Raw genomic sequence first — 12,866 nt, forward strand, 5'->3', positions numbered from 1 at the left:
GGACACGGCCCCGGCACACTCTCACTCCACGAACAGCGATTCGACGACGTTGATCCAGCCGTGCTCGCTGGCGACCTCTTTCCCGTTCAGCCAGCGGCGCAGCATGTTCAGCGCCATCATCGCGCACACCTCCTGACGCACGGCCAGGCTGTGGCGGGTAATGCTCATCCTGACCCGCAGGGCGTGCGTCCCTTCCGGCGTTGCCAGGGCAAAGTTGAGGTGCTCCTCATCCAGCCCGCCCACAAACAGCGCCAGCCCGGCGAAATGCTTCACTCTGCGCTCGGACGCCCAGCGCGCCGTCTGCGCCAGCGTCTCCTGCTGGAACGGCACCACTTCACTGGCCAGCAGCGGCGCACCCGCCCGGGTAAGCTGAAGCGCCAGAAGCCCACCGGTAAACTGCTCGCTTAACGTCACGCTCAGCTGGCGGGACTGCAAATGCGCTGCGATCTGCGCCGGCAGCCCTTCCGTTCCTTCGAAAATCAGGCTTTCCCCGGCGACGCGCTGCACTTCCGGCCACAGCGCCAGCATGGCGGCTTTCTCTGACGCCGGTCCGGTCAGCTTCAGTTCAATAATCGGCATGGAGGAGCGATAGCCCATCGACACGCCGGGAGGCAGTTGCAGGTGATCGAGGCTCTGGGCCAGATCGCTTTCCGAGCGACCAAAGGTGGTCAGACGCAGGCACAGCGGCGGTTCAGGCAGCGTGAAGCGCGCGCGCAGGCGCGGCAGGATCTGCTGCTCGACCATCACTTTAAATTCCGACGGCACGCCCGGGGTGAAGAACATCAGGCAGCGGTTCAGTTGAACGGCAAACCCGCAGGCGGTGCCAACCGGGTTATCAATCAGTTCCGCGCTGGCGGGAATTTCAGCCTGCTTGCGGTTGCTGGGGGCCATCACGCGGCCACGCCCGGAGAAAAAGCGCTCCATCTGCGCCAGCCACGCCTCGTGCAGGACCAGGCCTTCGCCTTTGGCCGTGGCAGCGGCCAGCGCGCTGAGATCGTCGCTGGTGGGTCCCAGCCCGCCGTTCACAATCAGCACATCGCAGCGTTCGCTGCGCTCGCGAAGAACGTTGACCAGCGACTCAAGATTGTCACCTACGGTGTTGCGGCGCGTTAACGGTAATCCTTGCTCAAAGAAGAGATCGGCGAGCCAGGCGGCATTGGTATCAATGATTTGCCCATGCAGCACTTCGTCGCCAGTGGATAACATTTCCACATTTATCATTGTGTTCTCCCATTTCAATGGTCAAAACACTATAGCGCAATCGAAGACCGTGGGAAGAGAGAAACTGGCGCGACTGAACGCCGCGCCGAGAGGATTAGAAACCGGCGCTAACGCCGACGTACGGACCGTCTGCCAGGGCGTTGTCGCGGTTGCCGTCTTTACCGGCCAGGTTCAGATAGCGATAGCCCGCTTCGATGGTGATCGGACGCATGATGGTCCAGCGCGCGCCGGCATTAGCTTCCTGATAGCTGTCGATACCGCTGGAGAGGGAATCCGGGGAGTAGTAGTACTCACCGAACAGGCCAAAGCTGTCGCCAATTTTCCACTGCAAGCCGCCACCCACTGCCGCCGCGTAGCCTTCGTCGCCGTCGTTCGGGTTGGTGTAAATGCCTTTACCGCCGACGGTCGCCAGGAAGGGACCCAACGGCACGTTGAAGCCGAGGCCCAGGCTTGCCGCATCCCCATCGTCGTCGTTGTGCGTCCAGCCGCCGGTCATTGCCAGGCCTGCGCTATCCGTGCCAAGACCAAAGCCCAGATGGGTATAATCTTGTCCCGCCGAGCCGTTGAAGGAAATTGCGTTTGCCGCTGCTGAAACAAACATCAGGCCGCTTAAGCCCATTAATGCCACTTTTTTCATTGTCGTGATCCCGCACAATTTATTCAGAGATGTCCAAAACCGCGAGATTTTAACCTGACTGCCTGTGTGATCAATGGACTCCGCGTGCGGCGGGCAATTAGTTTGTAACGATTTGATAATATCGGCATTTATACCAGCATCAGAAAGCGCATTTTCACGCTCAGCCCACCCAGATTTTCACTGGGCATTAGCTGAAGATGGCTGCGGTGCAGGCGGGCAATATCGTTAGCCAGCGCCAGGCCAATGCCGGACCCGGCGGCATCGCCCACGTTATCCAGCCGATGAAACGGCAGCATGGCCTGGGAGATCTGGTCTTCAGCAATACCCGGTCCGCTGTCCTCCACGCTCAGCTCAACGGCATCGTGGTCTGTGCGCAGGTACACCGTCACGACGCCCTGCTCCGGGGTGTATTTGATCGCGTTCTCCAGCAGGTTGGCGCAAAGTTCGCCCAGCAGCACGTCATCCCCCTCAATCATTACCGGCTGCTGTACGCCGTCATAACCGAGATCGATACCCTTGCTGCGCGCCTGCGCCAGCCGGGAAAAGCAGCAGTTTTGCACCACCTGTACCAGATCGACAGACGCAAACTGTCGCTCCCCCTGCTCTTTTCGCTTCACCGCCGAAAGCTGCAACAGCCTTTCCGTCAGCACGATGGTGTTATCCAGCGTGACGTTCATCGCCCGTAAGCTCTCCTGCCACAGGGCCGGATCGTTACGCGTCAGGGCAACCGATACCTGGGTTTTCAGCACCGCCAGCGGCGTTTTGAGCTGGTGTGAGGCGTCGGCATTAAAGCGCGCCTGCCGCGAAAGCACGCCACGTAACCTGTCGATATAGCGGTTAAATGCCACAATCAGCAGCCGCGTTTCCGACCAGGGCAGCAGCTCCGGCAGCGGGGCCAGCAGCCCGGGCTCACGGCGCACCATCAGCGAAGAGAGCTGCCGCATCGGGCGCAGCACGCGACGCAGCAGCCAGGCGGTCAGGACCAGCGTCAGCAGCACCAGCAGCCCCTGCGACACGAGCGAGGAAAACAGCAGCTGAGTGGCCAGATAGCGCCGCGACTGCAAGGTTTCGGCGACGTAGATCTCCGCCATCCCGAATACACTGTCCTCGTTAACCGGCTGGAGCAGCTTCGCCACGCGGATCGCCTGCCCGCGATACTCGGTATGATAAAACCACGCCAGCGCCGGATAGTGTGTAGTGCGCGACGTGGAGGGAGGCATATTCGGCAGATCGTCGTAGCCGGAGATCGTCCGCCCGTCAGGGTCCACGACCTTGTAATAGAGGCGATCGTTCATGTTCAGCTCGAAGCTGTCGAGCACGACCCAGGGCACGTTCACCTGGAGCTTGCCGTTGTGCACCACCAGCCGCTCTGACACCGTGCGCGCCGAGGATAACAGCGTGCGGTCATAGGCCTGCGTCGCCGCCTGTAACGCGCTAACGTAGCTGTTAAAGGCTGACAGCCCCCATAACAGCAGCAGCGGCAAACCCAGAAAAAGCAAAAGTTGCAGGTAAAGCGACTGCGGCTTAACCCACCTCATCGCCGCACTCCAGCACGTAGCCCAGCCCCCGGAGGGTGGTGATCCGCACCCCGCTGCCGGTCAGCTTCTTGCGCAGGCGGTGAATATAGAGATCGATGCTCTCGGGGCTGACGTCGTCGTTCAGGCTGAACACCTGGTCGAAAAGCTGTTGCCGGGAGACGGGACGGGTCCGGCGGTGCATCAGCACCTTCAGCAAAGAGAGTTCGCGCGGCGTGAGGGAAAGGGATTCATCGCGCAGCAGAAAAAAGCCTTCATCATCGTACTCCAGCTCTCCCAGCCGCTGGCGCTCCTGGGTTCGTCCTTCGCTGCGGCGCAGCAGCGCGCGCAGGCGGGCATCAAGCTCCTCCAGCTCGAACGGTTTCGGCAGGTAGTCATCCGCCCCGGCATTCAGCCCCTTCACCCTGTCTGCAACGTTGCTGCGGGCGGTAAGAAACAGCACCGGCAGCGTCTGCCCGCGCTTTCTCAGGCGATGCACCACCTCCAGCCCGTCGAAGCCGGGCATGCCGATATCAAGGATCGCGACGGCATAGTTTTCTCCCTGCAAAAGATGATCGGCCGCCCGTCCATCGTTAACGCAATCCACGGCAAATCCGTTTTGTACCAGCGCTTTTTCCAGCCAGTGAGCCAGCTCACGATTATCTTCCGCCAGTAAGAGACGCATATCACATCCTGTAAAGTTGGTGTCGCAGTGAAAGGGAAATGAAAGGTTATTGTTTTAACAATCACGCAACGGAACCGCTACAAGGTGGTTCACATAATCAGAAAAAATACACCCGTACCCGTACTCCCGGTTCTCCGGCGTGAGGATAAACGATGAAAAAACAATTACTTTCTACCCTTGCTGCAAGCGCATTGCTGTTGAGTGCCTCTGTCGTCCAGGCGCAGGACGCGCCATCCCGTACCGAATGTATCGCCCCGGCCAAACCCGGCGGCGGCTTCGACCTGACCTGTAAGCTGATTCAGGTCAGCCTGCTGGAGACGAAGGCCATTGAGAAACCGATGCGCGTTACCTACATGCCCGGCGGCGTGGGCGCGGTAGCCTATAACGCCATCGTCGCGCAGCGCCCCGCCGAAGCGGGCACCGTGGTGGCCTTCTCCGGCGGTTCGCTGCTGAACCTGTCGCAGGGGAAATTTGGTCGTTATGACGTGAATGACGTGCGCTGGCTCGCCACCGTAGGCACCGATTACGGCATGATCGCCGTGCGCGCGGACTCTCCGTGGAAATCCCTGAAAGATCTGCTGACCGCCATGGAAAAAGATCCGAACAGCGTGGTCATTGGCGCGGGCGCCTCTATCGGCAGCCAGGACTGGATGAAAGCCGCGCTGCTGGCGCAGCAGGCCAAAGTGGATCCGCACAAGATGCGTTACGTGGCCTTTGAAGGCGGCGGCGAGCCGGTGACGGCGCTGATGGGCAATCACGTCCAGGCGGTATCGGGCGATCTCAGCGAAATGGTGCCCTACCTGAGCGGGGATAAGATCCGCGTGCTGGCGGTCTTCTCGGAAAACCGTCTGCCGGGCCAGCTGGCAGACGTTCCAACCGCCAAAGAGCAGGGTTATAACCTGGTCTGGCCGATCATCCGCGGCTTCTTCGTCGGGCCAAAAGTGACCGACGCCGAGTACCAGTGGTGGGTGGATACCTTTGCAAAACTTCAGCAAACCGAGGAGTTCAAAAAACAACGCGATCTGCGCGGGCTGTTTGAGTTCAACCTGAACGGCAAGCAGCTGGACGAGTATGTCAAAAAACAGGTGAATGACTACCGCGATCAGGCGAAAGCCTTTGGTCTGGCGAAATAACCGGAGGCGCTATGAGCGATCGCATTTTTGCCGGGATTTGGCTGCTGCTCTGCATTGGCGGCATGTTCGTCGCCTGGCAGATCCACAGTGAATACAGCTATGAACCCGTGGGGCCACGCCCCTTCCCCGTCGGCATTGTCGGCCTGATGCTGCTCTGCTCGGTGGCGCTGCTGCTGCGCCATCCGGATACCGTGGAGTGGCCGCCACGCCGTACGCTGCAACGTCTGCTGGTAATGGTAATTGTTCTGCTGATGTATGCGTGGGGCTTTGAGTGGCTCGGCTTCCCGATTGCCACCGCCCTGCTGACGATGGTGATTGGCATACTGTTTAACGCCTCGCTGCCTGCGGCGGGGATCTCCGGGGTCGTACTGGGCATTTTACTCTGGTACGCCTTCGACCGCCTGCTGGACGTGACCCTGCCGCTCGGCGCATGGTTTAACTAACGGAGCACGCTATGGATACCTGGATCTATCTCTCTCAGGGGTTCGCGGTAGCGATGACCCCGGAAAACCTGGTGATCGCCCTGATCGGCTGTTTCGTCGGGACCATCGTCGGCCTGCTGCCGGGCCTTGGCCCTATCAACGGCGTGGCGATTTTACTGCCGCTGGCCTTTGCGCTACACCTGCCTGCGGAATCGGCGCTGATCCTGCTGGCGACGGTTTATATCGGCTGCGAATACGGGGGGCGTATTTCCTCGATTCTGCTTAACGTGCCCGGCGATGCCGCCGCCATTATGACCGCGCTGGATGGCTACCCGATGGCGCAGCAGGGGCGCGGCGGCGTGGCGCTCTCTATTTCTGCCGTCAGCTCGTTCTTTGGCTCCCTGATCGCCATTGGCGGCATCATCCTCTTCGCCCCGGCGCTGGCCCAGTGGTCGCTGGCGTTTGGACCGGCCGAGTATTTTGCCCTGATGGTGTTCGCCATCGCCTGTCTCGGCAGCATGATGGCGCAGAATCCGCTGAAGTCGTTTTTGTCTGCGTTGATTGGCCTCAGTCTGGCCACCGTCGGCGTGGATGCCAACACCGGGGTTTATCGTTTTACCTTCGACAGCGTTCATCTCTCCGACGGCGTGCAGTTTATCGTCGTGGTGATTGGTCTGTTCTCTGTCTCAGAAATCTTACTGATGCTGGAGCATACCAGCAGCGGGCAGACGCTGGTGCGTAAAACCGGACGTATGCTCTTTAATGCCAAAGAGGGGGCGCAGTGTGTGGGCGCCACCCTGCGTTCGTCGGTGATCGGTTTCTTCGTCGGCATTCTGCCCGGCGCGGGGGCTACTATCGCCAGCGCTATCACCTACATGACCGAGAAAAAGCTGAGCGGTAACAGCGACAGCTTCGGCAAAGGCGATATCCGCGGCGTGGCAGCGCCGGAGGCGGCGAATAACGCCTCGGCCTGCGGCTCGTTTATCCCGATGCTGACCCTCGGCGTGCCGGGCTCCGGCACCACGGCGGTAATGATGGGCGCGCTGACGCTCTATAACATCACCCCGGGTCCGGCGATGTTTACCGAGCAGCCCGATATCGTCTGGGGTTTAATTGCCGCCCTGCTGATCGCCAACGTGATGTTGCTGGTAATGAACATCCCGCTGATCGGCCTGTTCACCCGCATGCTGACCATTCCCCTGTGGTTCCTGGTCCCGGCCATCGCCGCCGTCTCTGCGGTTGGGGTGTACGCGGTGCACAGCACCACCTTCGACCTGGTGTTGATGGTGCTGCTCGGCGTGCTGGGCTACATTCTGCGCAAGATGCACTTCCCGATGTCGCCGCTGATTTTAGGGTTTGTGCTGGGGGAAATGCTGGAGCAGAACCTGCGCCGCGCCCTCTCCATCAGCAACGGCAACATGGGGATCCTGTGGGAGAGCAGCGTGACGAAGATCCTGCTGGCAATGGCGATTATGGTGATTGTCGTGCCGCCGGTGCTGCGCTGGGTCCGCCGACGCCAGCACAAACCGCAGCCGGATATCGGTTGATTAGCCCCTCAACAGGGCATTGACCCACTGCTTTAACGCCTGGCGGGAGATTTTAATCCCGCCATTTTTCAGTTCTGACGGCAGCGCCAGCCAGTGTACCGGCTGCTCAAAGCGCGCCAGCCTGCCCTGAACCCACTCCGGCAGCAGCGTGATATCCGTGCCCGGCTCGCATTCCACTACCGCCACCGGACGTTGCCCGTACTCGGCATCATCCAGCGGAACGACAAACGCCTGGCTTACCTGCGGATGCGTGGCGATAACGCGCTCCAGCGCTTCGGGCTGGATCCCTTCTCCACCGCTGAAAAAGAGATTGTCCATTCGGCCCAGAATGGTCAGGCGTCCGTCATGCCACTCGCCGCGATCGCGGGTGGCAAACCAGCCCTGCTTATTGACCAGCGGCAATAATGCGCCGTCTCGCCAGTAGCCCGCCGCCATGCTTTCCGCCCGGAGCCAGACTTCACCGTTCACCACCTGAACGTCTCTGCCCGGCAGCGCGCTGCCCACGTCCGGCGCGCCGTCGGCCTCTTTGGCGCAGACGGTGGAGGCGAACTCGGTCAGACCGTAGCCGCAGAACGTACGGATCCCCTGCTCGCGCGCCTGTTCGGTCAGCGCAACGGGGATTTCCGCCCCGCCGAGCAGCACGGCTTTCAGCGCGACGGGATGGTGTGAATTAAGCAGCCGCCACAGCTGCGTTGGCACCAGCGAGGCGTGGGTACAGCCCTGTAGCGCCTGCTCCAGCGGCTGTTTTTCACGCACGGTGAGACGGCCTCCGCCCTGCAACCAGCGCCACAAAATCCCCTGACCGGAGACGTGAAACAGCGGCAGAGAGAGCAGCCAGTCGTCGCTACCGCCGTAAGGCATCAGCGCCAGCACGCCCTTTGCGCTGGCAAGGTGGGCGGCACAGGTGTGCACCGCCGCTTTCGGCAAGCCGGTGGAGCCAGAGGTGAGCGTCATTGAGGCCAGCCGTTCTGCCCGCCACGTCACGCCGCCCTGCCTCTCGCCCTCTCTTAATACCAGCCCGGGCAGACCGTCATACTCACCGTTAAGCACCAGCGCAAAGCGCAGGGTCATCTGCGGCAGGAGGACGTCCAGCAGCGAACGGGGAAGCTGAGGGTTCACCGGCAAAATGCGGGCGCCGCACTGAAGCAGCGCCAGCCAGGCCAGCAGGGTCTGCGGATGGTTGTGGGCGAGCAGCATGACGCCGTCACCGTCCGTAACGCCCTGAGACTGAAAACCGGCTGCGAGACGATCGATACGCTCGCCCAGCTGAGACCAGCTGAGCGTTACATCGTCTAAACGCAGCGCGGGTTTATCGGCACGCCGGGTGCGCCAGTGCCGCCACGGCCAGTCGGTAAAACTCATCGCAGTGGCTCCAGCGCCCCGACGTCGAGGCACGGCAAGGTGCTGCCAGGCCACTGGCGAATCAGCTGGGCCTGCATCAGGTTTAGCGTATCGAGACCGGGAACGGTGTCCGGCGTTAACCATGCAGCGATGCGCGCCAGCTGCGTCAGCCCGAGGCTGGATTCGATGGATGAACTGATCACCGCCGTCAGCCCTGCGGCATGGGCCGCCGCAACCTGCTCGCGCACCTTGTCGAGGCTGCCGGTCAGCGTTGGCTTAATCACCACGGCCCTGACGCCCGGCTCGGCGGCAAACGCGAAATCGGCTTCGCGCAGGCTCTCATCCCAGGCAATGGCAATGCCGGTTTCCCGGGCAAAGGCGCGCGAGTCGTCGCGCGTTTTGCACGGCTCTTCGAGAAACGCTATGCGGCTGCGGTACGCCGGGTTGACGTACTTCGCAAACTGTTGCGCCCTGAGCGGCGTCCAGGCGCGGTTGGCGTCCAGGCGCAGGTGTAGATCGGGAATGGCTTCCAGTAACAGGTTAACCACCATTCCGTCGCGCACTGCTTCGTACAGGCCAACCTTTATTTTCGCCACCTTCTCGCCAGGCATCGCGGAAAGGAGCGCGAAAAGTTCATCCGGATCGCCGGTACAGAGCGGCGCGGCGCAATAGTTCGCCGCGTCTGGTAAACTGCCGTCCAGCTCTGCCAGCGCACAGCTGATGCCGAACGCGGCGGAAGGAACGTCCGGCAGCGCCGGATCTGCTCCCTCACGCCATTCGTACGTCCAGGCCATCAGCGCAGCCTGCGCCTCGTCCAGCGTTTCCAGGCTAAAACCCGGAAGCGGGGCGATTTCGCCCCACCCTTCCCGCTCGCCCTGCCGGAGATGCACGCAAAAGCCGTCACGGGTTTTTAACCGCCGTTCACGCAGCACCACGCCCGCGTCCATCGGTATCTGCCAGCGGTAAACCTGCGCGCAACGCATTACGGGTTCCGTTTGTATTTGCTGAAGTCCGGCTGGCGTTTTTCGTTGAACGCGTTGCGCCCTTCCTGACCCTCTTCGGTCATATAGAACAGCATGGTGGCGTTACCTGCCAGCTCCTGAAGGCCCGCCTGACCGTCACAGTCGGCGTTGAGGGCCGCTTTCAGGCAGCGCAGCGCCATTGGGCTGTTTTGCAGCATTTCGCGACACCAGCGCACGGTCTCTTTTTCCAGATCGGCGATCGGCACCACGGTGTTAACCAGCCCCATATCCAGCGCTTCCTGGGCGTTGTACTGACGGCACAGGAACCAGATTTCGCGGGCTTTTTTCTGACCGACAATGCGCGCCATATAGGACGCGCCCCAGCCGCCGTCGAAAGAGCCGACTTTCGGGCCAGTCTGACCGAAAATGGCATTTTCCGCCGCGATCGTCAGGTCACACATCATGTGCAGCACGTGACCGCCGCCGATGGAATACCCTGCCACCATCGCGACCACCGGTTTTGGACAGGTGCGGATCTGGCGCTGGAAATCCAGCACGTTCAGGTGGTGCGTGCCCGCATCATCCTGGTATCCGCCGTAGTCACCGCGGACTTTCTGATCGCCGCCGGAGCAGAAGGCTTTCTCCCCTTCCCCGGTGAGGATGATGACGCCGATAGTGTCGTCGTAGCGGGCATCCGCCAGCGCCTGGATCATCTCTTTTACGGTCAGCGGACGAAATGCGTTGCGCACCTGTGGACGGTTGATGGTGATTTTGGCGATACCATCGGCGGATTTGTGGTAACGAATGTCGGTGTAGCCTTCGGAGCAGTCCTGCCATTCAACCGGCGCGTAAAGCATGTGTTCATCAGGATAGATCATAGCGTGTCCTTTGTTCGATAACGCAGTATCTGAGCCAGACTCGCGGCAACCGCGTCCGGGTTGTCCCGGTGGGCGTTGTGTCCGGCGTGAGGGATAGCATGACGTGTGGCGTTAAGTTCAGCGGCGATGGCTGCAAACTTCCCGTCACGTTCGCCATAGAGATAGTCAAAAGAAAAATCACGCGCGATGAGCGCGGGACGTAAATCAGGCTGAACGGCAAGCGAGGTGGCCTCCAGCATCTCTGCCAGCCTCGGGCCGTTGTTCCGGCTGCGCAGCGCGATCAGCGCCCTGCGCTGATCATCCGTAAGTGAGGCAAAGACCGGCTGTTGATACCAGTCGGCAAAGACGGCCTCCAGCGGCTCACTGCGAAACCGTGACGCCCAGCGGCGGTCAGAGATCAGCCGGGCCTGGCGCGCATCGGCGTCTTGCAGGCCCGGGTGTCCACCTTCCACCATCAGCCCGTCCAACCCCGCAGGATGCTGACAGGCATGGAACATCGCAATGCGGCCGCCGAGGGAGTACCCCACTAGCCAGTATCTTAGTATGTTGTAACTAACAAGGGTATGCGAGAGCAACTCACTTACCTCTGCAAACCCCGTCACGCCCGTATCCGCTGAACCACCGTGCCCGGGCAGGTCAAGGTAGAGCCGGGGGTAGTCATGCAGCGACGCCCCGACAGCCTGCCACTCGCGACAGTCGCCGGAAAAACCGTGCAGGAAAACCAGCCAGGGGTAGCCTGGTTTTCCTGGCTGGGAGACGCCTGCGAGGATCACAGGTGACTCACCTGCGCAAGCAGATGTTGCAGCTTCTGCGCGCCGTCAGCATCGTTTACCACCAGCTCAATCAGCGTCGCGCCAGGCTGCCGCCAGGCGGTGTTCAGCGCCGTCTCCAGCGCGTCCCAGTTTTCCGGGCGATGGTACTTCAGGCTGAACATGGCGGCGGCGTGTTCGAACTGCACGTTTTGCGGCATCAGATAGAAGCGCTCACGCTCGCTTTGCGGCGTCGGCAGCAACGAGAAAATCTGCCCGCCGTTATTGTTCACAACAATCAGCACGAACGGGGCCGACGCCTGACGCAGGAGCGCCAGCGCATTGAGATCGTAGAGCGCTGAGAGATCCCCCACAATCGCCAGCGTGGATTTCGCGCTGGCCCGCTGTACGCCAGCGGAGGTGGAGATCAGGCCGTCAATGCCGCTCGCGCCCCGGTTGCTGTACACCGGATATCCCGCCGGCAGCTGCGAAAAGGCGTCAATCAGGCGCACCACCAGGCTGTTACCGACAAAAAGTTGTCCCTGTTCGGGAAGATATTTGCGGATACGGTGCGCCAGCCCGGCTTCACTGAACGCCTCGCACTGCGCTTTTGTGAGTTCCCACGCCTGACGTGACAGCGCCGGGATCTCCGCCGCCCAGGGTTTGCGTTTTTCCGCCGGATGCAATTCCAGCCAGCTGTCAATATCGCTCACCAGGCGGCGGCCGCGATGGTGCGCCGGGTCAAGGCGTCCTTCGAGCGGATCCACCAGCCAGTACTCTTCTGGGGTACAGGTGGCCTGCCACTGGAGCAGACGCTTCCCCGTCAGGCTCGATCCCAGCTGGACGACAATCTGCGCCTGCGCCAGCTCGGTAACCGCTTTCGCGTTACCCAGCCAGAGGTCGGCGCAGGGCAGCGGCTGGCCCGTCTGGGAAAGCACGTCACCAATCAGCGGCCAGCCAAGCGTTTGTGCCCACTCCGCCGCCAGCTTGCCTTCCGCCGCACTCATCCGCCCGGCAATCACCACGCCGCGCTTCTGGCGCCAGAAGAACCAGTCGCGCTGTTTTGCGCTTTCCAGATGCGTCTGCTCGCGCAGCCAGGGTTTTTCGCTCTCCCACCAGCCTCCCAGCTGCTGTTGCCAGACGAGGCCAGTATCGTTCATTTCACCGTACAGCGGCTCGGCAAACGGGCAGTTAATGTGCAGCCCGCCGCTGCGCAGTGCGTTCATGGCGTGGTCGAGGGTTGAGACCAGCCAGCTGGCGGGAATATCCTGGGTGGGGCGCGGCAACGAGACCGTCTGTGAAGGATGCGAGGCAAAAATGCCAGGCTGACGAATCGCCTGATTAGCACCGCAGTCAATAAGTTCCGGGGGACGGTCGGCAGTGATTAAAATCAGCTTTTCGCCGGTTAATCCCGCTTCTATCAGCGCCGGATAGAGGTTCGCCACCGCCGTGCCGGAGGTGACTATCACCGCCACGGGCGCTTTGCTGACTTTCGCCAGCCCGAGCGCCAGATGGCCCAGACCCCGCTCATCAAAATGGGTGTGGTGAATAAAAGCCCGGTTTTCCGCGGCAGCAAGGGTGAGCGGCGTGGAGCGAGAGCCCGGGGCAATACACACATGCCTGACACCATGACGGGTCAGGGCTTCAAGGATCACCGCCGCCCAGCGTCGGTTAAAAGAACTTACTGACATGAGATTGTCCAGTATCAAGAATGCGACACAGTATAAATAATAGAAAAAGTCAGAATTTTGATATGAATCGGGATTGCACGAATCAG

The 12,866-nt window shown here is 61.2% G+C and carries 12 protein-coding genes; 3 read left to right on the top strand and 9 right to left on the bottom strand.

Features of this window, described 5'->3' with window-relative positions; genetic code table 11:
- Window positions 1-21: 21 nt before the first annotated feature.
- The 4 genes from RS584_RS16030 to tctD all read right to left on the bottom strand — a co-directional run bounded on the left by RS584_RS16030 (window position 22) and on the right by tctD (window position 4,057).
- A complete protein-coding gene (locus RS584_RS16030) occupies window positions 22-1,221 on the bottom strand; it encodes a nicotinamide mononucleotide deamidase-related protein YfaY (protein ID WP_017693016.1) in 1,200 nt (399 codons plus the stop codon).
- Window positions 1,222-1,315: 94 nt separating this feature from the next.
- Complete coding sequence (locus RS584_RS16035; RefSeq protein WP_003859436.1) at window positions 1,316-1,858, bottom strand: YfaZ family outer membrane protein; 543 nt, start codon at window positions 1,856-1,858, stop codon at window positions 1,316-1,318.
- A gap of 128 nt (window positions 1,859-1,986) precedes the next feature.
- Complete coding sequence (locus tag RS584_RS16040) at window positions 1,987-3,396, bottom strand: sensor histidine kinase (protein WP_315748328.1); 1,410 nt, start codon at window positions 3,394-3,396, stop codon at window positions 1,987-1,989.
- Window positions 3,383-4,057 (bottom strand): transcriptional regulator TctD, encoded by a 675-nt coding sequence (tctD, locus tag RS584_RS16045; RefSeq protein WP_193042312.1) that lies wholly within the window; start codon window positions 4,055-4,057, stop codon window positions 3,383-3,385. The genes RS584_RS16040 and tctD overlap by 14 nt, the downstream gene beginning before the upstream one ends.
- A gap of 152 nt (window positions 4,058-4,209) precedes the next feature.
- On the opposite strand from tctD, the gene RS584_RS16050 reads away from it, so the two are divergent.
- Genes RS584_RS16050 through RS584_RS16060 form a run of 3 tightly spaced genes read left to right on the top strand, consistent with a single transcriptional unit; the run spans window position 4,210 to window position 7,159 of the window.
- Entirely contained in the window at window positions 4,210-5,190 is a 981-nt protein-coding gene (locus RS584_RS16050; RefSeq protein WP_315748329.1) for a Bug family tripartite tricarboxylate transporter substrate binding protein, read from the top strand.
- A gap of 11 nt (window positions 5,191-5,201) precedes the next feature.
- A complete protein-coding gene (locus RS584_RS16055; RefSeq protein ID WP_003859443.1) occupies window positions 5,202-5,633 on the top strand; it encodes a tripartite tricarboxylate transporter TctB family protein in 432 nt (143 codons plus the stop codon).
- Between the two features lie 11 nt (window positions 5,634-5,644).
- Window positions 5,645-7,159: a tripartite tricarboxylate transporter permease gene (locus RS584_RS16060; protein ID WP_104469198.1), complete on the top strand. Its 1,515-nt coding sequence runs from the start codon at window positions 5,645-5,647 to the stop codon at window positions 7,157-7,159.
- Here RS584_RS16060 and menE read toward each other — a convergent pair whose 3' ends face one another.
- Genes menE through menD form a run of 5 tightly spaced genes read right to left on the bottom strand, consistent with a single transcriptional unit; the run spans window position 7,160 to window position 12,780 of the window.
- A complete protein-coding gene (gene menE, locus RS584_RS16065; protein ID WP_315748330.1) occupies window positions 7,160-8,521 on the bottom strand; it encodes an o-succinylbenzoate--CoA ligase in 1,362 nt (453 codons plus the stop codon).
- Window positions 8,518-9,483, bottom strand: coding sequence for an o-succinylbenzoate synthase (gene menC, locus RS584_RS16070; protein WP_163313250.1), 966 nt, complete (start codon window positions 9,481-9,483; stop codon window positions 8,518-8,520). The genes menE and menC overlap by 4 nt, the downstream gene beginning before the upstream one ends.
- A complete protein-coding gene (gene menB / locus RS584_RS16075; RefSeq protein WP_003859452.1) occupies window positions 9,483-10,340 on the bottom strand; it encodes a 1,4-dihydroxy-2-naphthoyl-CoA synthase in 858 nt (285 codons plus the stop codon). Before menB ends, menC begins: the two co-directional genes overlap by 1 nt.
- Complete coding sequence (gene menH / locus RS584_RS16080) at window positions 10,337-11,113, bottom strand: 2-succinyl-6-hydroxy-2,4-cyclohexadiene-1-carboxylate synthase (protein WP_315748331.1); 777 nt, start codon at window positions 11,111-11,113, stop codon at window positions 10,337-10,339. The genes menB and menH overlap by 4 nt, the downstream gene beginning before the upstream one ends.
- Window positions 11,110-12,780 (bottom strand): 2-succinyl-5-enolpyruvyl-6-hydroxy-3-cyclohexene-1-carboxylic-acid synthase, encoded by a 1,671-nt coding sequence (menD, locus tag RS584_RS16085; RefSeq protein ID WP_315748332.1) that lies wholly within the window; start codon window positions 12,778-12,780, stop codon window positions 11,110-11,112. Before menD ends, menH begins: the two co-directional genes overlap by 4 nt.
- Between the last annotated feature and the right edge of the window lie 86 nt (window positions 12,781-12,866).

Origin of the sequence: Enterobacter sp. DTU_2021_1002640_1_SI_PRY_ASU_LCPMC_013 (genome assembly GCF_032389435.1) — a bacterium.
In the GTDB taxonomy this organism is placed as follows: domain Bacteria; phylum Pseudomonadota; class Gammaproteobacteria; order Enterobacterales; family Enterobacteriaceae; genus Enterobacter; species Enterobacter hormaechei_C.